A 23,976-nucleotide genomic window follows, 5' to 3' on the forward strand; every position below is an offset into this window, starting at 1 on the left:
CCCCGACACAGAAGTACCCCCAACCGGTGCACGATTGGGGGTACGGGCCCTGCTGATGTGGCTCGAATAAGCCTTGTCGAACTGCGGATCCGGTAGGGATCCGGCGGTGGTCCGCCGGGCTCAGACCTGGACGGTCTGCGGCTTGAAGGCCGGGCGCTTCGCCTCGTAGGCGGCGATGTCGGACTCGTTGCGCAGCGTGATGCTGATGTCGTCGAGGCCGTTCAGCAGCCGCCAGCGGGAGTTCTCGTCCAGTTCGAAGGACGCGGTGACGCCCTCGGCCCGAACTTCGCGCTCCTGCAGGTCGACCGTGATCTCGGCCTGCGGGTCCTTCTCCACCAGCTCCTGCAGCGCGTCCACGACCTTCTGGTCCAGAACGACGGTCAGCAGACCGTTCTTGAGGGAGTTGCCGCGGAAGATGTCCGCGAAGCGGGAGGAGATGACGGCCTTGAACCCGTAGTTCTGCAGCGCCCAGACGGCGTGCTCGCGGGACGAGCCGGTGCCGAAGTCGGGGCCGGCCACCAGGACCGTGGCGCCCTTGCGCTCGGGCTGGTTGAGCACGAACTCGGAGTCCTTGCGCCAGGCCTCGAAGAGCCCGTCCTCGAACCCGTCCCGCGTCACCTTCTTGAGCCAGTGGGCGGGGATGATCTGGTCGGTGTCGACGTTGCTGCGGCGCAGCGGGACGGCCCGGCCGGTGTGGGTGGTGAATGCTTCCATGACTCTCAGACTCCAGCGGCGACGGGAACGTCGGACAGGTCGGCCGGCGAGGCCAGGTGACCCAGGACGGCGGTGGCGGCGGCGACCTGGGGCGAGACCAGGTGCGTACGGCCGCCCTTGCCCTGCCGGCCCTCGAAGTTGCGGTTGGAGGTGGACGCGGAGCGCTCGCCGGGAGCGAGTTGGTCCGGGTTCATGCCCAGGCACATCGAGCAGCCCGCGTACCGCCATTCGGCGCCGGCCTCCTTGAAGACCTTGTCCAGGCCCTCCTCGACGGCCAGCAGGCCCACCCGGGCGGAGCCCGGCACGATCAGCGCCCGTACGCCGTCGGCGACTTTGCGGCCCTTGAGGATCTCGGCGACGGCGCGCAGGTCCTCCATGCGGCCGTTGGTGCAGGAGCCTACGAAGACCGTGTCGACCTTGATCTCGCGCAGCGGCTGCCCGGCGGTCAACCCCATGTATTCCAGGGCCTTTTCGGCGGCGTAGCGCTCCGAGGCGTCTTCGTACGAAGCCGGGTCGGGGACGCTCGCCGAAAGCGGCGCTCCCTGGCCGGGGTTGGTGCCCCAGGTGACGAACGGGGCCAGCTCGTCGGCCTTGATGAAGACCTCGGCGTCGAAGACCGCGTCGTCGTCCGTCTTCAGCGTCTTCCAGTACGCGACGGCCTCGTCCCACTCGGTGCCCTTCGGGGCGTGCGGACGGCCCTCCAGGTACGCGAAGGTGGTCTCGTCGGGGGCGATCATGCCCGCGCGGGCACCGGCCTCGATGGACATGTTGCAGATGGTCATCCGGGCTTCCATCGACAGCTTCTCGATGGCGGAGCCGCGGTACTCCAGGATGTAGCCCTGGCCGCCGCCGGTGCCGATCTTCGCGATGATGGCGAGGATCAGGTCCTTGGCCGTGACGCCCTCGGGCAGTTCGCCGTCGACGGTGATGGCCATCGTCTTCGGGCGGGCCATCGGCAGCGTCTGGGTGGCCAGCACGTGCTCGACCTGCGAGGTGCCGATGCCGAACGCCAGGCCGCCGAAGGCGCCGTGGGTGGAGGTGTGGGAGTCGCCGCAGACGACGGTGGTGCCGGGCTGGGTCAGGCCCAGCTGCGGGCCCACGACGTGCACGACGCCCTGCTCGACATCGCCCAGGGAGTGCAGGCGGACGCCGAACTCGGCGGCGTTCTTGCGCAGCGTCTCCAGCTGCACGCGCGAGACCGGGTCGGCGATCGGCTTGTCGATGTCGAGGGTCGGGGTGTTGTGATCCTCGGTGGCGATGGTGAGGTCGGTGCGCCGCACCTTGCGGCCCGCCTGCCGGAGGCCGTCGAAGGCCTGCGGGCTGGTGACCTCGTGCAGCAGGTGCAGATCGATGAAGAGGAGGTCGGGCTCGCCCTCGGCGCGCCGGACGACGTGGTCGTCCCAGACCTTCTCCGCGAGTGTCCTACCCATCGCTTTCCCTCCGGCCGGCTTGAGGAGCGCCGGCCCAACTAGAGATTTCGGGATCGCCGACGCCCGTACCCCTCGTACCGGACGTCAACGGCCGGGCCCGTTTCGTGCACGGGCCGGTGTGACGTACAGAGTGGCAAGTTCCACGGAAAATTGAACTTGCGTTTCACAGAGTGAGACGGGAGTATCGACGCATGGACAACAGTAGCGGCGTCGGCGTTCTGGACAAGGCAGCCCTTGTCCTGGGCGCCCTGGAGTCCGGACCCGCGACCCTCGCAGGCCTTGTCGCGGCCACCGGACTGGCAAGACCGACGGCCCACCGCCTGGCGGTGGCCCTTGAACACCACCGCATGGTGGCGCGTGACATGCAGGGCCGTTTCATTCTCGGCCCGCGCCTCGCGGAGCTCGCGGCGGCGGCGGGCGAGGACCGCCTCCTGGCGACGGCGGGGCCCGTGCTCACGCATCTGCGGGACGTCACGGGCGAGAGCGCGCAGCTCTATCGCCGCCAGGGCGACATGCGCATCTGCGTCGCCGCGGCGGAGCGCCTGTCCGGCCTTCGGGACACGGTCCCGGTCGGTTCGACGCTCACGATGAAGGCGGGCTCCTCCGCGCAGATCCTGATGGCCTGGGAGGAGCCGGAGCGCCTGCACCGCGGCCTCCAGGGCGCCCGCTTCACGGCGACGGCCCTGTCGGGCGTACGGCGCCGCGGCTGGGCCCAGTCGATCGGCGAGCGGGAGCCGGGCGTCGCGTCCGTCTCCGCGCCCGTCCGCGGCCCCTCGAACCGCGTGGTGGCGGCCGTGTCCGTCTCGGGCCCGATCGAGCGTCTGACGCGTCACCCGGGCCGGATGCACGCCCAGGCGATCATCGACGCCGCGGGCCGCCTCTCGGAGGCCCTGCGCCGCACCGGCTGATCCGGCCGCGCCCAACTCCCTTACGTTTCCTGCCCGTTCCCGGCCGGTCGCTCCAACGCCGCAGCGACCGGCCGGAGTTGTACGCACACGCTTCGGCCCTGCCTCGGTACACGAAAAAGGCCCTTCCCGACTTGGGGAAGGGCCTTGATCGTTCGCGTACCCCCGACCGGATTCGAACCGGCGCTACCGCCTTGAGAGGGCGGCGTGCTAGGCCGCTACACAACGGGGGCCAAGCTGGTCTACCAGGACTCGAACCTAGAATGACGGTACCAGAAACCGTAGTGTTGCCAATTACACCATAGACCACTGAAGTTCAAGACCTTGCGGCCTGCGAACTCAATGCGTACCCCCGACCGGATTCGAACCGGCGCTACCGCCTTGAGAGGGCGGCGTGCTAGGCCGCTACACAACGGGGGCCCTAGCGTGACCTCGGACTGGCCGAGATCAGTACCCCCGACCGGATTCGAACCGGCGCTACCGCCTTGAGAGGGCGGCGTGCTAGGCCGCTACACAACGGGGGCTTTGTGGACGCCATATCCACGATGCAGATGAGCTCTGCGAGCTGGCCTACCAGGACTCGAACCTAGACTAACGGAACCAGAAACCGTCGTGCTGCCAATTACACCATAGGCCACCGAAACTCAACCCCCGAAGGGATCTTGCTTGGCTTGCGCTTCCGGGTCCCGGGCTTTCGGCCCGCTCCCCTTGGCGCAGAAAGAACATTACCCGAAGGTGGACTGCGCTCCAAAACGGGTATCCCCCGCCAACAGCGCAGGCAGTTGCTCGAGCCCTGTGATGCGTACGAGTTCGGGTCGGCCGCCCAGTTCCGCGCGGTCCAGCCAGATCCCGCTCAGGCCCGCGTCGACGGCTCCGCGCGCGTCCGTGTCCGGCTGGTCACCGACGTACGCGATCTCGTGCGGCGCGAGGGCGAGCTGCTCGCAGACGGCGTGGAAGGCGGCCGCTTCGGGCTTGGCGACACCGAGTTCGGCGGCGCACAGGACGGCCTCGAAGCGGTCGCGTACGCCGAGGGCGCGCAGTTTGCGGTCCTGGTTGTGCAGCGAGGAGTTGGAGAGGACCGCGTGCCGGTAGCCGTCGGCGAGGGCGTCGAGGGTCGGGACTGTGTCGGGGAAGAGGCTCCACGCGGCCTCGTAGTGGGCGAGGTAGCGGGCGAACCAGCCGTCGGCCTCGTCGTCCTCCATCGCTCCCCCGACGAAGCTGCGTACGCGGTCCCTGCGCTGTCCCTCCCAGTCGGCCTCCCCCGCCTCGAAGCGCGCCCAGTGCTCGCGCGTGGCGGCCCGCCACCGCACGAGCGCCTCCTCGACGCTCCCGAAGCCGTCGAGCAGGCCCTCCACGGTGAGGTGCTCGCGCATGCCGACGGTGTCGGCGGTCGCGTAGTCGAAGATCGTGTCGTCGATGTCCCAGACCACGGCCTTGATCCCAGTGCTGTGCGGCATGCCTCGACCGTAATCGCGAAAGCCCCGGAAGCGGGTCGCTTCCGGGGCTTTCGCGTGGCTACGCGCGCGTGGTTAGTGGCTACGCGGCGAGCTTGGCCAGGGCCGCGTCGATGCGGGCGAAGGTCTTCTCCTTGCCCAGGATCTCCAGGGACTCGAAGAGGGGCAGGCCGATGGTGCGGCCGGTCACGGCGACGCGGACCGGGGCCTGGGCCTTGCCGAGCTTGAGGCCGTGGGCCTCGCCGGCGGCGAGGACGGCTTCCTTGAGGGACTCGGGGGACGACCAGTCGGCCGCGTCGAGCTTCTCGCGGGCCGTGGCGAGGAGGGCGTCGGAGCCCTCCTTCATGGCCTTGTTCCAGCTGGCCTCGTCGAAGACCGGCTCCGCGAGGAAGAGGAAGTCGACGTTGTCCGTGATCTCGGAGAGGACCTTGAGGCGGGTCTGCGCGTGCGGCGCGATGGCCGCCCACTTCGCCTCGTCGAAGTCCTCCGGGGCCCACGGCGCGAACGGGGCCTTCAGCCACGGGGCGCAGCGCTCGGCGAAGTCCTTCGGGTCGAGAAGCCGGATGTGGTCGGCGTTGATCGACTCGCACTTCTTGAGGTCGAAGCGGGCCGGGTTCGGCTGGACGTCCTTGACGTCGAACGCGGCCACCATCTCGTCGATGGAGAAGATGTCGCGGTCGGCGGAGAGGGACCAGCCGAGGAGGGAGAGGTAGTTGAGCAGTCCCTCGGGGAGGAAGCCGCGCTCCCTGTAGAGGTTGAGGCTGCTCTGCGGGTCGCGCTTGGAGAGCTTCTTGTTGCCCTCGCCCATCACGTACGGCAGGTGGCCGAACTCGGGCACCAGCTTGGCGATGCCCAGTTCCTGGAGCGCCCAGTAGAGGGCGATCTGGCGCGGGGTGGAGGAGAGCAGGTCCTCGCCGCGCAGGACGTGGGTGATCTCCATGAGGGCGTCGTCGACCGGGTTGACGAGCGTGTAGAGCGGGGCGCCGTTGGCGCGGACGATGCCGTAGTCCGGCACGTTCTCCGGCTCGTACGAGATCTCGCCGCGGACCAGGTCGTTGAACGTGATCCGCTCGTCCGGCATGCGGAAGCGGGTGATGGGCTTGCGGCCCTCCGCCTCGTACGCGGCCTTCTGCTCGGCGGTCAGGTCGCGGCAGTGGCCGTCGTAGCCGGACGGCTTGCCGGCGGCGCGGGCGGCCTCGCGGCGCTCGTCGAGCTCCTCCGTGGAGCAGTAGCAGGGGTACGCCTTGCCGGCCTCGACGAGCTTGTCGGCGACGTCCTTGTAGAGGTCCATCCGCTGGGACTGCCGGTACGGCGCGTGCGGGCCGCCGACCTCGGGGCCCTCGTCCCAGTCGAAGCCGAGCCAGCGCATCGCGTCGAGGAGCTGCTCGTACGACTCCTCGCTGTCGCGGGCCGCGTCGGTGTCCTCGATGCGGAAGACCAGGGTGCCCTGGTTGTGGCGCGCGAAGGCCCAGTTGAACAGGGCGGTGCGGACCAGGCCCACGTGCGGGTTACCGGTGGGCGAGGGGCAGAAACGGACGCGGACGGGGGACGAGGGTGCGCTAGCCACGCTTGACAACCTTGTTGGTGAGAGTGCCGATGCCTTCGATGCTGACGGCGACCTCGTCGCCGACGGCGAGCGGGCCGACCCCTTCCGGGGTGCCCGTGAGGATGACGTCGCCGGGGAGCAGCGTCATGGCCTCGGAGATGTTGACGACCAGGTCCTCGATGGACGTGATCATCTGCGACGTACGGCCGAGCTGGCGCTGCTGGCCGTTGACCGTGCACTGGATGGTGAGGTCGGAGGCCGCTTCGAGGGTCAGATCCGTCTCGACCCAGGGGCCGAGCGGGCAGGACGTGTCGAAGCCCTTGGCGCGGGCCCACTGCTTCTCGCGCTTCTGTACGTCGCGGGCGGTGACGTCGTTGGCGGCGGTGTAGCCGAAGATGACGTCCTTGACGCGCTCGCGCGGGACCTCGCGGCACATGCGGCCGATGACGACGGCGAGCTCCGCCTCGTGGTGCAGCTCCTGCGAGAAGCCCGGGTACTGGATCTCGCCGTCGGGGCCGATCACCGACGTGGAGGGCTTGAAGAAGGCGAAGGGGGTGTCCGGAACCTCGTTGCCCAGCTCCTTCGCGTGCTCCGCGTAGTTGCGGCCGAAGGCGATCACCTTGTTCGGGAGCACCGGGGGCAGCAGCCGCACCTTGTTGAGCGGGACCTTCGTGCCGCTCAGTTCGAAGTCCGCGAACGGGATGCCCTTGATGATGTCGAGGACGAGCTCGTCAGGCTTGTCGCCCTCGACCGCGCCGAAGGCGACGTTCCCGTCGATGGAGAATCTGGCGATGCGCACGGTTTGCTGCGCCCCTTATTTTCTGGATTTCCGGCGTTGGCCCGGGTGGGATGTGACCGACCCAGGCTAACGCGGTGGGGCCGACGCCGTCGGCCCGGTTGTTACGCCGCCGGGGCGGTCTCCGGGGCGACCATCAGGATGGTGCGCTTCGGGTTGGCGGTGTTCGTGGGGAGCGCGGCCGAGTGTTCCGGGACGGCGGGCGCGGCCTGGATCTCTTCGCCGTCCGCGAGGTGCGCCAGCGTCGTGCGCCGCGGGTTGGCAATGTTCTGGAACATCATCGTCTTCGTCATGACAGCGCTCTGGAACCTTCTCCGTAGTGTGTGAGGGGGGGCCATCCCTGTAATGCGTCAGGCTAAACATCTGATTCCCGCCGAAAGCCGGGAAGTTGCGATGGGCGGCGTGTGAGTTTCCTCACGGGAGCCTGTGCAAATGGGGCACTTCGGGCCTTCAACTCCCGCCCGTGAAACGGACATTGCGTAACTGAAGCCACTATTCCGCTCCCGATCATGGCGACTGGGACACCCCCCAGGCGTACGCGGAAAGTCCCGTATTGGGCGGGTTGGAGCAGGTCGGATTCGGCGTCTCGTGACTCTCCTCTTACGTCGCGTCACACTGGGTGCGGCAGCTCCCTCGGGCCTTGTTGGAGATCCTGCACTGTGCTGGAATCGCGTGGACCGCCGCGGGTACGAACCGGCGCGCACGGGCGCAACGCAGCGCCGAGCAGCGGCGGGAGGGGGTAGCCAGCGCCGGTCACTCACGACCACAGGGGGGCGTTTCAGGTCGCCCTCCGAACGACGCCGACACCGTCTTGTCCGCGCACGCGGGCGGGGCGCCTGGTCCAGAGGTTGCGACGCTAGTGCAGGGACGTAAGAACAGGGATGGCAGCGCTGCGGCGGAGCCGGAGCCGCGCGGCGGGACCGGCCCGACAGCCGGTGGCAGCCGGCCCCCGCACGCCCAGAACCCGGGACGCACCGCGTCCGTCGAGACCTCGGAGACCGACGGCCGCGGCGGTGCGTCGGGCTCGGCCGCGCCGTCTCCGGCGAAGCCCAAGGGCCCCACGGGCCCCGGTTCCCGGATGGCGCTGCGCAACTGGCGCATTTCGACGCGTCTCGTCTCGCTGCTCGCGCTGCCCGTGGTCGCGGCGACCTCGCTGGGCGCGCTGCGTATCGCCGAGTCCCTGAATGACATCCAGCAGCTCGACAACATGAAGCTGCTGACCGAGATGACCAAGCAGGCCACCGAGCTGGCCTCCGCGCTCCAGGAGGAGCGCGACCAGGCGGCGGGCCCGCTGTCCAACGGCGCGTCGGCGAGCGACTTCAGCGTCAAGTCGACGCGGGAGAAGACCACCCGCGCCAAGAACGCGTTCCTGCAGAGCACCACCGACATCAAGGCCGACGGCGACACCGGCGGCCTGAACGGTGTGCGCGAGCACGCGGTGCAGATCGCCAGCGAGCTGATCTCCCTCGGCAAGATCCGGCAGGAGGCGTACGCGGACAAGTCGAACGCGTCGCAGACCGTCGACTCCTACAGCCGCATCGTCAACGAGCTGCTCTCCCTGTCCACGGACATGGCGCAGGCGACCAGCAGCCCCGAGATGATCCAGCGCACCCGCGCGCTCGCGGCCTTCTCCTCCGCCAAGGAGTACGCCTCCGAGCAGCGCGCCATCATCGCGTCCGCCCTGCCGCCCAACAGCTCCCGCTTCGGCAAGCTCTCCGAGACCGACCGGCAGTACGGTCTCGCGGCGGCGGAGAACCAGAAGTCGCAGCTCCAGTCCTTCAAGGCCGTGTACGGACCCGTGCCCGCGCAGGAGCTGCTGAAGCCGATCGAGGAGAACAACTCCACGATCAAGGCCGCGGACAACTACGCGAACCGTGTGCTGGCGAAGACCGACGGCATCAGGACCCAGGACAAGCGCTCGTACAAGGACTGGGTGGACGCGGACACCACGCGCATCCAGGAAATGTCCAAGATCGAGCTGACGCTGCTCAACCAGATGGAGCAGCAGGCCCGCGAGCTGCGCAACGCCTCCGAGCAGTCGGCGATCATCAACGGTGCGCTGATCCTGCTCGTGCTCGGCGTCTCGCTCGTCGGCGCCTTCGTCGTGGCCCGGTCCATGATCCGTTCGCTGCGCCGCCTCCAGGACACCGCCACCAAGGTCGCCCAGGACCGGCTGCCCGAGCTGGTCAAGGAGCTCTCCGAGTCGGACCCGCAGGACGTCGACACGTCCGTGGAGTCGGTCGGTGTGCACTCGCGCGACGAGATCGGCAAGGTGGCCGCGGCCTTCGACGACGTGCACCGCGAGGCGGTCCGCCTGGCCGCCGAGCAGGCGCTGCTGCGAGGCAACGTCAACGCGATGTTCACCAACCTGTCGCGCCGTTCGCAGGGCCTCATCCAGCGTCAGCTTTCTCTTATTTCCGAGCTGGAGTCGCGTGAGGCTGATCCTGATCAGCTGTCGTCGCTCTTCAAGCTCGACCACCTCGCCACGCGTATGCGCCGTAACGGTGAGAACCTGCTCGTTCTCGCGGGTGAGGAGCCGGGTCGCCGGTGGACCAGGCCCGTTCCGCTCGTCGACGTGCTGCGTGCCGCCGCGTCCGAGGTGGAGCAGTACGAGCGTATTGAGCTGGCCGCCGTGCCCGCGACGGACGTCGCCGGTCGCGTCGTCAACGACCTCGTGCACCTGCTCGCCGAGCTGCTCGAGAACGCGACCTCGTTCTCGTCGCCGCAGACCAAGGTGAAGGTGACCGGTCACGCGCTGCCCGACGGGCGAGTGCTGATCGAGATCCACGACACGGGCATCGGCCTGTCGCCGGAGGACCTCGCCGCCATTAACGAGCGGCTCGCGTCCCCGCCGACCGTGGACGTGTCCGTCTCGCGGCGCATGGGTCTGTTCGTGGTCGGCCGTCTGTCGCAGCGCCACGGCATCCGCATCCAGCTCCGGCCCTCCGACTCCGGTGGTACGACCGCGCTGGTCATGCTGCCCGTGGATGTCGCGCAGGGCGGTAAGAAGCCTTCCGGCAAGGGCGGTCCCGGTGGTGGCGGTGGCCCCGCCGCAGCGCAGGCCGCGGCCGGTGTCGCCGCCGCGCGGCGCGGCCAGGCGCCCGGCAACGCCGGTGGCGCGGCCGGTCTCCTCGGTGGCGGTTCCGGTGCGCCCGGTGGCGGGCGTCCGCAGGTCGGTGCCGGGAGTGGGCCGCGTGCGGCGCTGCCCGGGCGTGGTGGCCCGCAGGGTCCGGCCGGGGCGGGTGCTGGTGCCGGTGCTGCCGGGTCCGGCGGTTCCGACATGTTCGGCAACCCGCAGGCGCCCAGCGGCCCCGTTCCGCCGCAGCAGCGCACCCACAGCGACCCGAACGAGCAGCAGGGCGGGCGCCCGGTGCTGCCCCCACGCGGCGGCCCCCGTGCCGAGCTGCCGGGCGGCAACCCGCAGCCCCGTACGCCGAGTTGGGGCGACGAGAACGCGCAGCCGAACCTCGACGCGCCGCGCCAGCACGACGAACCCGACTCCACGGCCCGCTTCCCGCGCGTCCGCGGCGACCGGCAGGGTCCGCCCGCCGGGCAGCCGGGGCAGCCGGGGCAGCCGGGGCAGGGCGGTCGTGGCCGCGGCCCGGCGCAGGACTCCGGCCAGTTCGTCCGCTCGGACGTCTTCGGGCCGCGCGACGGCAGCGGTGCGGGTGCGCCTGGCGCGGGTGCGCCGGGTGCCGGTGGACCGGGTGCGAACGGTTTCCGGGACGGCGGCCTCACGGGTCGTCAGGACCCGTCCGGTACGGGCCAGTTCGAGCGCCCGCAGGCCGACAGGACCGGCAACGACCGGTTCGGCAACGACATGCTCGGCAACGACCGGCCGCAGGACCCGGGCACCGCTCAGTTCCCGCGCGTCCAGGACCCGTCGTCCGCCACCGGTCAGTTCCCGCAGTCCCCGCAGCCTCAGCAGTCGCAGGGTGGTCCGGCGGACACCGGCGCGTTCCAGCGTCCGCAGGACCCGTCGTACGGCTCCGGCCAGTACAACCGGCCCCCGAGCGACCCGGCGAACACCGGGCAGTACGCGCAGCCCACGCAGCCGACACAGCCCGCGCAGCCCCAAGGCCGTTCGGCCACCGGCCAGTTCGAGTTCACGCCCCCGACGCCGCCCCGGCGCAACGGGATGCAGGACGCCCCCCGGCCCGGCGGCCAGGACCAGGGCATACCGGAGCAGCCCTCGCGCCAGGACTACCTGCCGCCGAGCCCGGCCGACACGTCGGGCGGCGACACTCGTACGCCGCTGTACGACACGTTGGAGACGAACTGGTTCCACGGCCAGAACCAGCACCAGAGCCAGAACCAGCACCAGAACCAGCACCAGAGCCAGAGCCAGGGACCGGGCCAGAACCAGAACCAGGGCCAGTACCAGAACGGTGCCGCCCAGAGCGGTCAGTCCCAGGGCCTGCGCTCCCCCTCCGGTGGGCGCCCCGACCAGGGCCTGCCGCAGCGCCCGCAGGCGCAGGCCCCGCAGGCACAAGCTCCGCAGGCACAGGCCCCCGCCACGCCCGCCGCCTCCCCCGACCCCACCGAGGTCAACTGGCGGCAGTCCCCGAACGACGACCTGATGCGTCAGGCCGAGCGGGTGCGCAAGCCCGCCGCGGGCGGCGTCACCCACTCCGGTCTGCCGCGGCGTGTGCCGAGGGCGAACCTGGTGGCGGGCACGGCGCAGGAGCAACAGACTCAGACCGGTCCCCAGGTCTCGCGCGCGCCGGACGAGGTGCGCGGTCGGCTGACCAATCTCCGTCGGGGCATCCAGCAGGGCCGGCAGGCCGGTAACACCGGTAGCTATCCCCGCCCCACTCACCAGCAGGAGCGTTAGTTGAGCCAGATGAGCCAGGCGGCACAGAACCTGAACTGGTTGATCACGAACTTCGTGGACAACACGCCGGGTGTCTCGCACACGGTCGTGGTGTCCGCGGACGGGCTGCTGCTCGCGATGTCCGAGGGGTTCCCGCGCGATCGCGCGGACCAGTTGGCGGCCGTGGCGTCGGGTCTGACCTCGCTCACGGCCGGCGCGTCCCGGATCTTCGAGGGCGGCCCGGTGAATCAGACGGTGGTGGAGATGGAGCGCGGCTTTCTCTTCATCATGTCCATCTCGGACGGCTCGTCGCTCGCCGTACTCGCGCACCCGGACTGCGACATCGGCCTCGTCGGCTACGAGATGGCGCTGATGGTCGACCGGGCGGGCTCCGTGCTCACCCCCGACCTGCGCGCAGAACTCCAGGGCAGCCTTTTGCACTGAGGCGGGTAACGGCCGGTAACCCCGGCCGCCCCCGCAGTCTGCTGCATCAGCGGCCCCGGAATCCAGTCAGCGCACGCAATCCGCACACCCGAAGCTCCGCCGTCACAATCCCCCCACCGGCCCACCCTCAGACGGCAGGCCCCCGCACTGTCCGTCCCGCCCGGAGGATCCATGACCCCGCCCACCGACTCACACGACCCGTACGGCGCCACCGCCCACGCCGCGTACGGTCCCGAGGGCGACCAGCCCCTGGTCCGCCCCTACGCGATGACCGGTGGCCGGACCCGGCCGCGCTACCAGCTCGCCATAGAGGCGCTGGTGAGCACGACGGCGGACCCGGCGGCCCTGATGACGCTGCTGCCGGAGCACCAGCGCATCTGCCACCTGTGCCGCGAGGTGAAGTCGGTGGCCGAGGTCTCGGCGCTGCTCTCGATGCCGCTGGGGGTTGCCCGGATCCTCGTCGCGGACCTGGCCGAGGCCGGGCTCGTCGCCATTCACCAGCCGGGCGGCGACGAGGCCAACGGCGGTGCGCCGGACGTGACTCTGCTCGAAAGGGTGCTCAGTGGACTTCGCAAGCTCTGACGGCTCCGTGGGAACCGCCCGCGCGACCACCTCGGCGAAGATCGTGGTGGCGGGCGGCTTCGGCGTCGGCAAGACGACGTTCGTGGGCGCCGTGTCCGAGATCAACCCGCTGCGCACCGAGGCCGTCATGACCTCGGCGAGCGCCGGGATCGACGACCTGACCCACACCGGGGACAAGACGACGACCACCGTCGCCATGGACTTCGGCCGCATCACGCTCGACCAGGACCTGATCCTCTACCTGTTCGGTACGCCGGGCCAGGACCGCTTCTGGTTCATGTGGGACGACCTGGTGCGCGGCGCGATCGGCGCGGTCGTCCTCGTCGACACCCGCCGCCTCGCCGACTGCTTCCCGGCGGTCGACTACTTCGAGAACTCGGGCCTGCCGTTCGTCATCGCCCTCAACGGCTTCGACGGACACCAGCCGTACGCCCCCGAAGAGGTGCGCGAGGCGCTGCAGATCGGCCCCGACACCCCGATCATCACGACCGACGCCCGGCACCGCGCCGACGCGAAAAGCGGACTGATCACGCTGGTGGAACACGCGCTCATGGCCCGCCTGAAGTAGCCGGCCCCGGCGTTCGCGGTCGGATCTCGGTCACCAAGTGGCCGGATTCGTACGGCAGTTGTCGTAGCCTCGCCGGAGGCCCCTGTGGCCTTTGACACGCCGAGCAGTGGTGTTCATAACGTTTCGAAAGAGAATTCCCAGGGCACCGACACACGTCGCGCACAGCCGGTTCCACTGCGCTCACAAGAGCCCCGCCTTTTGGCGGGGCTCGCTCTTTATGACCGTTTTATCTGGGGTGTGCGTCACGCGGAGGTTCCGCTTCCGACTGTTTGGAGGTGCGCCTCTTGACGTGCTGGAATGCGCTGAACTGCCCAGTAAGAACGGGCCTGGAGACACACAGCGGCACAACGTAGGTGCCGACGCCGAGAGGTTGTTGGTCGAGTGAGGCGAAGCAAGAACAGTCCCGAGCCGGCTTCGGCGCGGGGCAACTTCACCCCGCCGCCGCGCGACGCGGCACGGACCGCACCGGCGGCCGAGGCCCCCGCGCCGGCATCGTCGGGTGGCCGGATGTCGCCCCGTAACTGGCGTGTGCCCACCAAGCTGAACGCCATCCTCCTCATACCCGTGGTCGTCGGCCTCGTCATGGGTGGCTTCCAGGTGACGAACTCGATCAACACCTGGCAGGAGGCCGAGGACGCCGAGAGCACCGCGCGTCTCGTCGAGGCCTCGTTGACGTACGGCAACCGCCTCATCGACGAGCGCGACATCACCGCCGCTCCGCTCCTCCAGGGCAAGACGGACGACCCGAAGGTCGAGAAGGCCCGCGCGGCCACCGACGCCGCCGCCGACAAGTTCCACGCCGCGGCCGAGAACATGCCGAACAAGGAGGGGCTGCAGCGCCGCATGGCGCAGTTCACCAAGGTCGAGCCCGACCTGAAGAAGCTGCGCGCCGCCGCCTACACCTCCAAGCTCTCCGGCGTGAAGACCGAAGAGGGCTACGTCGCCATCCAGCACCCGCTGATGGAGTTCGCCAACGAACTCGGCCTCGGCACCGGCAACATCACCAGCTACGGCCGCACCGTCTACGCGATCTCGCTGTCCAAGGCCGCGCTCTCCCTGGAGCGGTCCATCGGCATGCACCTCCTGGTGAAGCCGGGCACCAGCGCCACGAGCCTGAACCGTCAGCGCACCGCGCTCGGTTCGTACGCCTACCTCGAGAACATCGCCATCGAGGAGTACAAGGGCGGCGGTACGCCCGAGGACCTCAAGAAGTTCGACGACGCGGTCAAGAAGCTGAAGACCGACGGCACCAAGCAGGCGGCCGCGGCCAAGGCCAAGGACCCGTCGTACGTCCCGCCGCCCGAGACCACGAAGATGGTCGGCGCGGTCGCGGCCCTGTCCACCACGCAGCCCAGCGCCCGTCTCGCGCTCGCCCAGAAGGGCATCACGCCCGAGAACTGGTGGGCGGTCAACACCGCCAAGTTCGACGCCTATCGCACGATCGAGTCGGATCTCGCGACGAAGGCCGTGAACGAGGCCTCCGGCATCGCCGCCGACGCCAAGCGGGAAGCGATCATCACCGGCGCCGCCGTCGTGGTCGCGCTGCTCGCCGCGTTCCTGCTCGCCGGGCAGATGGCCCGCCAGATGTCCCGCTCCATGCGCCGGCTTCGCTCCGCCGCCTTCGACGTGGCCGAGCAGCGCCTGCCGATGCTGGTCGACCAGCTCTCGCGCACCGAGCCGGGCCGCGTGGACACCCGCGTACAGCCCATCCCGATCGTCACGACCGACGAGATCGGCGAGGTCGCCCGCGCCTTCGACCAGGTGCACCGCGAGGCCGTCCGGCTCGCCGCCGAGCAGGCCCTGCTTCGCGGCAACATCAACGCGATCTTCACCAACCTGTCGCGCCGCAACCAGTCGCTGATCGAGGGCCAGCTGACCCTCATCACCGACCTGGAGAACAACGAGGCCGACCCGGACCAGCTGGAGAACCTCTTCCGCCTGGACCACCTCGCGACCCGTATGCGCCGCAACGGCGAGAACCTCCTGGTCCTCGCCGGCGAGGAGCCGGGCCGCCGCTGGGACCAGCCGGTGCCGCTCGTCGACGTGCTCCGTGCCGCCACCTCCGAGGTGGAGCAGTACGAGCGCATCGAGCTGCAGGGCGTGCCCGAGGCCGAGATCCACGGCCGCGCGGTCACCGACCTCGTGCACCTGCTCGCCGAGCTCCTGGAGAACGCGACGACGTTCTCCTCCCCGCAGACCAAGGTCCGCGTCACCGCGACCCGTCTCCCCGACGGCCGCGTGATGATCGAGATCCACGACAAGGGCATCGGCCTCACCGCCGAGGACTTCGCGGACATCAACCACAAGCTGGCCAACCCGCCGACCGTGGACGCCGCGATCTCCCAGCGCATGGGCCTCTTCGTGGTCGGCCGCCTCTCCGACCGGCACGGCATCCGCGTGCAGCTGCGCCCCTCGGGCGAGCAGGCGGGTACGACGTCGCTCGTCATGCTCCCCGAGGTGATCACCCACGGTGGTGGCGGCGAGCACCTCGAGGACTCCGAGTTCACCGTCTCGACGATGATCCCGAAGCAGGCCGCGTTCGAGCACGCCCCGCTGCGCACCGCCGCGGAGCTCGGCTTCGACGACAGCCGCTACGAAGTCCCGGACGACGCCCGCGAGTTGGACCCGGTCGGCCGCTCCCTGATGCGCGAGGAGCGCCGCGCGGCGCTGGAGGCGCAGCAGCACGACAACGGCCAGGTCCCGCAGGAACAGTCCCCTCAGGGGCCGATCCCGCAGGCACAGCTCCCGCAGGACCGCCCGCTCTTCCGTGACGAGTTCCAGCCGCAGCAGCAGGCTCCCCAGCAGCCGCAGCAGCCGCAGCAGGACCGTCCGGCCTTCGCCGAGCAGAACGCGTACGACGCCCAGCAGGCCCCGTACGACAACCGGCAGCAGCTCGCCTACGACGATCCGCAGCAGGCTGTCTACGACGAGCACCAGGTCGGCTACGACGACCGGCAGCAGGGCACGTACGAGGGATATGTCCCCGTACAGCCCACCCACGAAAGTGGGCAGCCGGACGGATTCGCCCCGGGGCTCCGCCCGCAGGACGGCTATGCGGAAGCTCCGCGGGAGCCGTACAACCCCTTCGACCGGTCGTCCGGGCCGCGCTCCGACTGGCAGGCGCAGAGCGCCTACCAGGAGCCCCACCAGGGCGGATTCCAGGGTCCGTTCGGCCCCGAAGCGGAATCCGCTCCGGGCCCTGCCGCCGCGGACCGGGAACGCGTAGGCTTCGACGGGCAGGGCGCCGCCCCCTCGGCGCAGCCGTCAGGGCCGGCCCCTTCCGCCCCCCACGCGCTGACCGACGCCGGCCTGCCGCGACGCGGCGGCGGAGCCCCGGGAGCCCCCCGGGAGCCCGAGCCGGCCCAGTCGGCCCAGCCGCAGGCCCCCGAGCCCCGCTCCGACGAGGACACCACCTGGCGTTCGGCCAACGACGCCCGGTGGGAGCGCGCGGAGCAGCTCAGGAAGCCGAAGGCGGGCGGAGTCACCGCGTCGGGACTGCCGCGCCGGGTGCCGAGGGCCAACCTGGTCGAGGGCACGGCGGAGTCGACGCCGCAGGGCGGGCCGCAGATCTCCCGCGCCCCCGAGGACGTCCGGGGCAGGCTCAGCAACCTGCGTCGCGGCGTACAGCGGGGACGCAGTGAGGGCAGCAGTGATACGAACGGCCAGGGCTTCGGTCCTGACAGCACCTACAACCAGGAGCGTTAGTGTGAGCCCGATGAGCCAGGCGGCACAGAACCTGAACTGGTTGATCACCAACTTCGTGGACAACACCCCCGGGGTGTCCCACACGGTGGTGGTCTCCGCCGACGGACTCCTTCTGGCGATGTCCGAAGGGTTCCCCCGTGACCGTGCCGACCAGTTGGCGGCCGTCGCGTCGGGTCTGACCTCGTTGACCGCGGGCGCCTCCCGCATCTTCGAGGGCGGCCCGGTGAACCAGACAGTTGTGGAGATGGAGCGAGGATTCCTCTTCATCATGTCCATCTCCGACGGCTCTTCTCTCGCCGTCCTTGCACACCCCGAGGCGGACATTGGCCTCGTTGGGTACGAGATGGCCCTTCTTGTCGACCGCGCCGGGACGGTTCTCACGCCGGACCTGCGGGCGGAGCTTCAGGGAAGCCTTCTCAACTGACAAACAGGCGGTGCGAATTCGCGTCGCGGGGCCGTAAGGTTTCGGACGCGGCTCCACAGTGATGGTGCCCAGCGCAGTCGGAGGAGGAAGTTCGTGTCTGGTTCAGCAACACCCCCGAGCGGTTCGTCGGCCCAGTGGCCGCCCTACGGCCACGGCCAGGGGCGGGGCCACCAGGCAGGCATGGGCGACGACGGGTCGCAGAACCGGTACAACTTCCCGTCCTCCCCGTCCTCCTCGGGCCATGCCCGGCCGACCCGGCAGCCCGGTCCCTACGACCAGCCGCCCGCGCCCCGCATCCAGCCCGTGCAGCCGCAGCCGCGCCCCGACGCGAATCCCGCACCCGCAGCGAAGAACAACCCCCTGGTGCGCCCGTACGCCATGACGGGCGGCCGCACCAGGCCGCGCTACCAGCTCGCCATCGAGGCCCTGGTCCACACGACAGCGCAGCCGCACCAATTGCAGGGCCAACTGCCCGAGCACCAGCGGATCTGCAATCTGTGCCGAGAGATCAAGTCGGTGGCCGAGATCTCGGCCCTCCTGACGATCCCCCTCGGTGTGGCCAGGATCCTCGTCGCCGACCTCGCGGAGGCGGGACTGGTCGCGATCCATCAGCCCGGCGGCGACGAGAGCGCCGGCGGCCAGCCAGACGTGACATTGCTCGAAAGGGTGCTCAGTGGACTTCGCAAGCTCTAGCGGAGGGCCGGCTGCTCCAAGCCGTTCCACCACATCGGCGAAGATCGTGGTGGCAGGTGGTTTCGGCGTCGGCAAGACGACGTTCGTGGGCGCCGTCTCCGAGATCAACCCGCTGCGCACCGAGGCCGTCATGACGTCCGCGTCGGCGGGCATCGACGACCTGACCCACACCGGGGACAAGACGACCACGACGGTCGCCATGGACTTCGGCCGCATCACGCTCGACCAGGACCTGATCCTCTACCTCTTCGGTACGCCGGGCCAGGACCGCTTCTGGTTCATGTGGGACGACCTGGTGCGCGGCGCGATCGGCGCGGTCGTCCTCGTCGACACCCGCCGCCTCGCCGACTGCTTCCCGGCGGTCGACTACTTCGAGAACTCGGGCCTGCCGTTCGTCATCGCCCTCAACGGCTTCGACGGGCAGCAGCCGTACAACCCGGACGAGGTGCGGGAGGCGCTGCAGATCGGTCCTGATACGCCGATCATCACGACGGACGCGCGGCATCGGGCCGATGCGAAGTCGACGCTCATCACTTTGGTGGAGCATGCGTTGATGGCGCGGCTGCGGTAGCCACGCACAGCTGACGCAGAACCCCTCGGACGAAAGGGCTCATTCCTTGCGGAGTGGGCCCTTTCGGCATGTGCCACTGCCACAATGAGCCCAGTCCGGGCTCGGGGGAGGGCTTCGGGGGAGGCTGCTATGAGCGTGGAAGCGGCGGCGATCGCACTCGGCCGGGTGGTGGTGAACCGAGCCCTGGGCCGCTGGCTGGCCGGGCGGCGGCGAGAACGGGAAACCCGGTCGGATCTGAGCGAGCTGGTGCGCGCCCAGGTGCCGGACGTGCTCGAGCGGCGCGCTGTGAAGCGGCAGTTCGAGCAGATGGGGGACGCCGTGGCAGCACGTCTCAAGCCGCTGCTCGCCCACGAGTTCCGCGATCTGTCCCCCGCGGGACGACAGCTCGCGCTCGACGCCGTCACCGACGCCTTCGTCCACGCCGACCTCTCCGACGCGGTGGTCATCGGCTCCGACGCCGACCCCGCGGAACTGGCCAGGGCCATCCGCCGCGCACGTCCCGCCCCGTCCGGCTTCGACGAGGCGACGGCCCGGTTCCACGAGCTGGTGTTCACGGAGTGCTGCGACTGTTACGTACGCATCCTGCAGCGCCTGCCCGTCTTCACCGAGCGGGTGGTCAGCGAGCTACTCAAGCGCACCACGTCACTGGGCAGCGAGATCACCCGGGTTCTGGAGCGGCTCCCGGCCCGTTCGCTGTACGCACCGGAGGGCTCCGGTCTCGACGCGGCGTTCCGCCGCGAGTACCTGGAGCTGGTCGGCAACTCCCTGGACGAGATGGAGCTGTTCAGCTTCTCCGCGCGGACGGTACCCAGGGTGCGGCTCTCACTGGCGTACGTCAGTCTGCGGGCCCGCGACGAGCAGGGGGCGGCCGGGGAGCGGCCCGGACGTTCCGTGCGCAGCGGAGCCGGGGACTGGGTGGAGAGCGAGGAGGACGGGCGCGCGTCGAACGTCGAGTCGGCTCTGCGCTCCCGGCCTCGGATCCTGTTGCGCGGTGAGGCGGGCTCCGGCAAGACGACCCTGCTGCGCTGGCTGGCGGTTACCGCGGCGCGCGCCGGGTTCACCGGGGAACTGGCCGCCTGGAACGGCCTCGTGCCGGCGTTCGTGAAGCTGCGCCGCTACGCGGGCCGCCCGCTGCCCCGCCCCGAGGAGCTGCTCGACTCCGTGGCCGACCCGATCACCGGTCACATGCCGGCCGCGTGGATGGACCGCCAGCTCGCCGACAAGCAGGTGCTCCTGCTGGTGGACGGCGTGGACGAACTGCTCGCCGAGGACCGGTCGAAGGTCCGCGACTGGCTGCGGAACCTCCTGCTCGCCTATCCGGACACCCGCGTGGTCGTGACGTCCCGGCCGGCCGCCGCGCACTGGGACTGGCTGCGCGCCCAACGCTTCGAGGCTCTCAGGCTGAACCGGATGCGCCCCTCCGACCTGGTGACCTTCGTCCGGCAGTGGCACGAGGCGATCGGGGCGAGCGGCGGCGATCTGCCCTGCCCGGCCGACGATCTGCCCTTCTACGAACGGTCGTTGCTGGTCAAGCTCCAGGATCGCGCCCACCTCCAGGCGCTCGTCGGCACTCCCCTGCTCGCGGCTCTGCTGTGCGCCCTGCACCTCGACCGGCACCGCGAACTGCCGCCCAACCGCATGGAGTTGTACCGGATCGCCCTGGAGACCCTGGTGCAGCGGCGGGACGCGGAGCGAGGCGTGCCGATGGCGAGCCTGCTGCCGCTGAGCCTCACCGACAAGCTGCACATTCTCCAGGCCCTGGCATGGCGGCTCTCCGACAACAACCGCAGTGAGATCACCCTCGGTGTGGCGGCCGAGCACGTGGCCCTGGTGATGCGCTCGATGCGCCACCTAGACGGCCTCGACCACCGGGCCGTCCTCGACCAGTTGCTGGAACGGTCCGGGGTGCTGCGTTCACCGGCCGAGGGCTGGGTCGACTTCACGCACCGCTCGTTCCAGGAGTATCTGGCCGCCGCCGAGACCGCCGCGCAGGACCGGATGGGCAATCTGGTCGAGCGGGCGCATCTGGACCTGTGGCGGGAGACGGTGGTGATGGCGGCGGGCCACGCCAATCAGCGCCAGCGCGTCGAACTGGTCGGCGGGGTCCTGGACCGGGCGGACACGGAGCCGCGGCACCGCCGTGCACTGCGGCTGCTGGCGGCCGCGTGCCTGGAGACCATGACGACGGTTCCCACGGATCTCGTGCACCGGCTCGACCACGCCCAGGTCGCCCTGCTGCCACCGCGCCGCACCTCTCACGCCACCTCGCTCGCCACGATCGGAGCGCCCCTCCTGCGCAGCCTTCCCTACTCGCTCGACGGCATCACGGTGGGGGCAGCCGCGGCCACGGTCCGCACCGCCGCGCTCATCGGCGGCCCGACCGCCCTCGATCGTCTTGCCGCGTACGCCAAGGACCCGCGCCCCAGGGTGCACGCGGCGCTCGCTGCCGCCTGGGAGTACTTCGACGCGTACGAGTACGCGCAGCACGTCCTGACCGCCCTCCCACTGGAGCGGACCTGGCTCTCCCTGACCCACCCCGCCCAGTGGACGGAGCTGTTGCGGCTGCGGAAGGCCCGGCGGATCGCCGTGCAGTACCCCATCCGTCGCGGCCTTGCCGCGAGCCGCGCGCTCGGCGAACTGGATTGGCTCTGGCTCCCGTCGCTCCGCGAGGAGAACGACCTCTCGCCGTTGCGCGAGCGCACGACGCTGCGGAACCTGTCGCTGTGGGGCGACATGCCGCTGCCGGATGTCTCGCCGGTGGCCGCGCTTCCCGACCTGATGAACTTCCAACTGCAGGACTGGCACGGGTTGCCGCATCCCACCGACATCCCGCTGGCGGCCGGACTGAAAGGGCTGGGACTCGGCCGGTTCGCGGCCGGTACGGACCTGTCGCCGCTGCTCGCACCGCGCGAGCTGGACTTCCTGCTGCTGCAGGGCGACGGCCGGCCCGTGGGACTCGACGGTCTGTGTGCCACACAGCCAGGGTTGGGCGCGCTGATCCTCGACGGCTTCGACCTCAGCCACTGGCTGTACACCGACGGAGCGCTGCCGCTGAAGCTGACCCGGCTGGATCTGCGTGGGTGCGTCGTCCCGCAGGACCTGAGCCGGGTCGCCGCGCTTCCTCGGCTGCGCGAATTCCTCCTGTACGACTGTCGGCCGACTCGCGGCGACAGCACTGCGACTCTCTCCACGCTCGCCCGCGCCCCGGGCCGACGCTCCCTGACGGTGCGCGTCATCGGCACGACGCCGCTGCGCGCCCCCGAATCGCCCGTTCCCGGCATCCGCCTGCGACGCGTGTGAGCGTGTCCGGGTACGCCGAGGGCCGGGCCCTCACGGACCCGGCCCTCGGTGGAAGCTCAACGCCAGCTGTGCGGCGCCCGGAACCCCGGCTCCCGCTCCAGGCGGCGCCACCCCGCACGGGTCTGGCGCTTGGCGTGGTGCGAAGGCGCTTCGGGGGTGGCGGAGGCGCGGGCGATGAGGATCGCGGTGATGGCCGCGACTTCCTCGGGCTCGGCGTGGCCCTTCTCGACACGGATGTCAGGCGTGGACATGTGGCAGGTCTCCTACGACTCGTGGCCGCTACTGCGGGGGGTTGCCGTGCTTGCGGGACGGCAGGTCGGCGTGCTTGGTGCGCAGCATCGCCAGGGACTTGATCAGCACCTCACGCGTCTCGGCGGGGTCGATCACGTCGTCGACCAGGCCGCGCTCGGCCGCGTAGTACGGGTGCATCAGCTCGGACTTGTACTCCTTGACCATCTTCTGGCGCATGGCCTCGGGGTCCTCGGCCTCGGCGATCTGCTTGCGGAAGATGACGTTGGCGGCGCCCTCGGCGCCCATGACCGCGATCTCGTTGGTCGGCCAGGCGTAGGTGAGGTCGGCGCCGATGGACTGGGAGTCCATGACGATGTACGCGCCGCCGTACGCCTTGCGCAGGATCAGCGAGATGCGGGGCACGGTGGCGTTGCAGTACGCGTACAGCAGCTTGGCGCCGTGCCGGATGATCCCGCCGTGCTCCTGGTCGACCCCCGGCAGGAAGCCGGGGACGTCGAGCAGGGTCACGATGGGGATATTGAAAGCGTCGCACATCTGGACGAAGCGGGCAGCCTTTTCGGACGCCTCGATGTCCAGGACGCCCGCGAGGGCCTGCGGCTGGTTGGCGACGATGCCGACGACCTGGCCGTCGAGGCGGGCGAGGGCGCAGATGATGTTGCGGGCCCAGCGCTCGTGGACCTCCAGGTAGTCGCCGTCGTCGACGAGCTCCTCGATGACCTTGGTCATGTCGTACGGGCGGTTGCCGTCGGCCGGGACCAGGTCCAGCAGGACGTCACCGCGCCGGTCCGCCGGGTCGTCGGACTCGACGGTCGGCGGGTTCTCGCGGTTGTTCTGCGGGAGCAGGGAGAGCAGGTAGCGGACTTCGGCGAGGCAGGTCTCCTCGTCGTCGTACGCGAAGTGCGAGACGCCACTCGTCTCGGCGTGCACGTCGGCGCCGCCGAGGCCGTTCTGCGTGATGTTCTCGCCGGTCACGGCCTTGACCACGTCCGGGCCCGTGATGAACATCTGCGAGGTGTCGCGGACCATGAACACGAAGTCCGTCAGCGCCGGGCTGTAGGCCGCGCCGCCCGCGCACGGGCCGAGCATCACGGAGATCTGCGGGATGACGCCGGACGCCTTGGTGTTGCGCTGGAAGATGCCGCCGTAGCCCGCGAGGGCGCTGACGCCCTCCTGGATGCGGGCGCCGGCGCCGTCGTTCAGCGAGACCAGCGGGGCTCCCGCCGCGATGGCCATGTCCATGATCTTGTGGATCTTCGTGGCGTGCGCCTCGCCCAGCGCGCCGCCGAAGATCCGGAAGTCGTGCGCGTACACGAAGACCGTGCGGCCCTCGACCGTGCCCCAACCCGTGATCACACCGTCGGTGTGCGGCTTCTTGGCCTCCAGGCCGAAGCCGGTCGCCCGGTGCCGGCGCAGCTGCTCGACCTCGTTGAACGAACCCTCGTCCAGGAGCAGCTCGATACGCTCGCGCGCCGTCAGCTTGCCCTTCGCGTGCTGGGCCTCGGTCGCCTTCTCGCTGGGCCCGGCCAGGGCCTGCGCGCGGATCGCGTGCAGTTCGGCCACGCGCCCGCGGGCGTCGGTGGGCTCGTCTCCCGGGTTCGAGGCGGTGTCGTCCAAAACGGTCATGTAGTGACCTTACGAAGTGCCCATGGGAAAACGGTCCGTCGACTCCGTACAGTCTCCGGCCCGTTTTCCTGGTAGCCCTGAACAGAACCTTGTCGCCGGAGGGCCGAAGTGACTGCTCAGCACGGGTCCGGCTTGTAGACGTCGAACAAAGGGGGG

At 70.1% G+C, this 23,976-nt stretch carries 18 protein-coding genes and 5 tRNA genes; 10 read left to right on the forward strand and 13 right to left on the reverse strand.

The features are described 5' to 3' along the window. Positions 1-120: 120 nt before the first annotated feature. Positions 121-714: a 3-isopropylmalate dehydratase small subunit gene (gene leuD / locus RBJ65_RS24900; protein ID WP_306318771.1), complete on the reverse strand. Its 594-nt coding sequence runs from the start codon at positions 712-714 to the stop codon at positions 121-123. A 5-nt stretch (positions 715-719) separates the two neighbouring features. Next, complete coding sequence (leuC, locus tag RBJ65_RS24905) at positions 720-2,144, reverse strand: 3-isopropylmalate dehydratase large subunit (protein WP_306318772.1); 1,425 nt, start codon at positions 2,142-2,144, stop codon at positions 720-722. A gap of 191 nt (positions 2,145-2,335) precedes the next feature. Here leuC and ndgR point away from each other — a divergent pair, with 191 nt between their 5' ends. Then, entirely contained in the window at positions 2,336-3,052 is a 717-nt protein-coding gene (gene ndgR / locus RBJ65_RS24910) for an IclR family transcriptional regulator NdgR (RefSeq protein ID WP_156721319.1), read from the forward strand. A gap of 157 nt (positions 3,053-3,209) precedes the next feature. On the opposite strand, the gene RBJ65_RS24915 is transcribed toward ndgR, so the two are convergent. The 9 genes from RBJ65_RS24915 to RBJ65_RS24955 form a co-directional block, all read right to left on the reverse strand. Further along, positions 3,210-3,282 (reverse strand) — tRNA-Glu (locus RBJ65_RS24915). A 4-nt stretch (positions 3,283-3,286) separates the two neighbouring features. Beyond that, positions 3,287-3,358: transfer RNA gene (locus RBJ65_RS24920), tRNA-Gln, on the reverse strand. Positions 3,359-3,396: 38 nt separating this feature from the next. Next, positions 3,397-3,469 (reverse strand) — tRNA-Glu (locus tag RBJ65_RS24925). A gap of 31 nt (positions 3,470-3,500) precedes the next feature. Continuing rightward, a tRNA-Glu gene (locus RBJ65_RS24930) sits at positions 3,501-3,573 on the reverse strand. Between the two features lie 41 nt (positions 3,574-3,614). Next, positions 3,615-3,686, reverse strand: a tRNA-Gln gene (locus tag RBJ65_RS24935). 88 nt (positions 3,687-3,774) lie between these two features. Next, positions 3,775-4,506 carry an HAD family hydrolase gene (locus RBJ65_RS24940; protein WP_306318773.1) on the reverse strand — a complete coding sequence of 244 codons (732 nt, stop codon included), beginning with the start codon at positions 4,504-4,506 and terminating at the stop codon, positions 3,775-3,777. A 79-nt stretch (positions 4,507-4,585) separates the two neighbouring features. Then, a complete protein-coding gene (gene gltX, locus RBJ65_RS24945) occupies positions 4,586-6,070 on the reverse strand; it encodes a glutamate--tRNA ligase (RefSeq protein WP_306318774.1) in 1,485 nt (494 codons plus the stop codon). Next, positions 6,063-6,848 (reverse strand): fumarylacetoacetate hydrolase family protein, encoded by a 786-nt coding sequence (locus RBJ65_RS24950; RefSeq protein WP_306318775.1) that lies wholly within the window; start codon positions 6,846-6,848, stop codon positions 6,063-6,065. Before RBJ65_RS24950 ends, gltX begins: the two co-directional genes overlap by 8 nt. 101 nt (positions 6,849-6,949) lie before the next feature. Then, positions 6,950-7,138: a hypothetical protein gene (locus tag RBJ65_RS24955; protein WP_306318776.1), complete on the reverse strand. Its 189-nt coding sequence runs from the start codon at positions 7,136-7,138 to the stop codon at positions 6,950-6,952. Between the two features lie 566 nt (positions 7,139-7,704). Here RBJ65_RS24955 and RBJ65_RS24960 point away from each other — a divergent pair. The 9 genes from RBJ65_RS24960 to RBJ65_RS25000 all read left to right on the forward strand — a co-directional run bounded on the left by RBJ65_RS24960 (position 7,705) and on the right by RBJ65_RS25000 (position 21,945). Beyond that, positions 7,705-11,679: a nitrate- and nitrite sensing domain-containing protein gene (locus tag RBJ65_RS24960; protein ID WP_306318777.1), complete on the forward strand. Its 3,975-nt coding sequence runs from the start codon at positions 7,705-7,707 to the stop codon at positions 11,677-11,679. A gap of 9 nt (positions 11,680-11,688) precedes the next feature. Continuing rightward, entirely contained in the window at positions 11,689-12,102 is a 414-nt protein-coding gene (locus RBJ65_RS24965) for a roadblock/LC7 domain-containing protein (protein WP_306318913.1), read from the forward strand. Between the two features lie 171 nt (positions 12,103-12,273). Further along, positions 12,274-12,684: a DUF742 domain-containing protein gene (locus RBJ65_RS24970; RefSeq protein WP_306318778.1), complete on the forward strand. Its 411-nt coding sequence runs from the start codon at positions 12,274-12,276 to the stop codon at positions 12,682-12,684. Further along, positions 12,665-13,252: an ATP/GTP-binding protein gene (locus tag RBJ65_RS24975; protein ID WP_266714485.1), complete on the forward strand. Its 588-nt coding sequence runs from the start codon at positions 12,665-12,667 to the stop codon at positions 13,250-13,252. The genes RBJ65_RS24970 and RBJ65_RS24975 overlap by 20 nt, the downstream gene beginning before the upstream one ends. Positions 13,253-13,633: 381 nt before the next feature. Further along, positions 13,634-16,957, forward strand: a complete 3,324-nt coding sequence (locus RBJ65_RS24980; RefSeq protein ID WP_306318779.1) for a nitrate- and nitrite sensing domain-containing protein — start codon at positions 13,634-13,636, stop codon at positions 16,955-16,957. Between the two features lie 10 nt (positions 16,958-16,967). Then, positions 16,968-17,381, forward strand: coding sequence for a roadblock/LC7 domain-containing protein (locus RBJ65_RS24985; protein WP_266714481.1), 414 nt, complete (start codon positions 16,968-16,970; stop codon positions 17,379-17,381). Positions 17,382-17,474: 93 nt separating this feature from the next. Next, positions 17,475-18,074: a DUF742 domain-containing protein gene (locus RBJ65_RS24990; protein WP_372341255.1), complete on the forward strand. Its 600-nt coding sequence runs from the start codon at positions 17,475-17,477 to the stop codon at positions 18,072-18,074. Next, positions 18,055-18,645: an ATP/GTP-binding protein gene (locus RBJ65_RS24995; RefSeq protein WP_306318780.1), complete on the forward strand. Its 591-nt coding sequence runs from the start codon at positions 18,055-18,057 to the stop codon at positions 18,643-18,645. The genes RBJ65_RS24990 and RBJ65_RS24995 overlap by 20 nt, the downstream gene beginning before the upstream one ends. Before the next feature lie 129 nt (positions 18,646-18,774). After that, complete coding sequence (locus RBJ65_RS25000; protein ID WP_306318781.1) at positions 18,775-21,945, forward strand: NACHT domain-containing NTPase; 3,171 nt, start codon at positions 18,775-18,777, stop codon at positions 21,943-21,945. A 56-nt stretch (positions 21,946-22,001) separates the two neighbouring features. On the opposite strand, the gene RBJ65_RS25005 is transcribed toward RBJ65_RS25000, so the two are convergent. Continuing rightward, positions 22,002-22,196, reverse strand: a complete 195-nt coding sequence (locus RBJ65_RS25005; protein WP_306318782.1) for an acyl-CoA carboxylase subunit epsilon — start codon at positions 22,194-22,196, stop codon at positions 22,002-22,004. Between the two features lie 28 nt (positions 22,197-22,224). Then, positions 22,225-23,820: an acyl-CoA carboxylase subunit beta gene (locus RBJ65_RS25010; RefSeq protein WP_306318783.1), complete on the reverse strand. Its 1,596-nt coding sequence runs from the start codon at positions 23,818-23,820 to the stop codon at positions 22,225-22,227. Positions 23,821-23,976: the final 156 nt, after the last annotated feature.

Origin of the sequence: Streptomyces sp. KL109B, from assembly GCF_030766935.1 — a bacterium.
GTDB lineage: Bacteria > Actinomycetota > Actinomycetes > Streptomycetales > Streptomycetaceae > Streptomyces.

Bases quoted from the DNA above. Each gene is read 5' to 3' on its own strand.
- leuC (WP_306318772.1), bottom strand. From the start codon at position 2,144: ATGGGTAGGACACTCGCGGAGAAGGTCTGGGACGACCACGTCGTCCGG.
- RBJ65_RS24970 (WP_306318778.1), top strand. From the start codon at position 12,274: ATGACCCCGCCCACCGACTCACACGACCCGTACGGCGCCACCGCCCAC.
- RBJ65_RS25010 (WP_306318783.1), bottom strand. From the start codon at position 23,820: ATGACCGTTTTGGACGACACCGCCTCGAACCCGGGAGACGAGCCCACC.
- RBJ65_RS25000 (WP_306318781.1), top strand. From the start codon at position 18,775: ATGAGCGTGGAAGCGGCGGCGATCGCACTCGGCCGGGTGGTGGTGAAC.
- RBJ65_RS24985 (WP_266714481.1), top strand. From the start codon at position 16,968: ATGAGCCAGGCGGCACAGAACCTGAACTGGTTGATCACCAACTTCGTG.
- RBJ65_RS25005 (WP_306318782.1), bottom strand. From the start codon at position 22,196: ATGTCCACGCCTGACATCCGTGTCGAGAAGGGCCACGCCGAGCCCGAG.
- RBJ65_RS24955 (WP_306318776.1), bottom strand. From the start codon at position 7,138: ATGACGAAGACGATGATGTTCCAGAACATTGCCAACCCGCGGCGCACG.
- RBJ65_RS24965 (WP_306318913.1), top strand. From the start codon at position 11,689: ATGAGCCAGGCGGCACAGAACCTGAACTGGTTGATCACGAACTTCGTG.
- leuD (WP_306318771.1), bottom strand. From the start codon at position 714: ATGGAAGCATTCACCACCCACACCGGCCGGGCCGTCCCGCTGCGCCGC.
- ndgR (WP_156721319.1), top strand. From the start codon at position 2,336: ATGGACAACAGTAGCGGCGTCGGCGTTCTGGACAAGGCAGCCCTTGTC.
- RBJ65_RS24940 (WP_306318773.1), bottom strand. From the start codon at position 4,506: ATGCCGCACAGCACTGGGATCAAGGCCGTGGTCTGGGACATCGACGAC.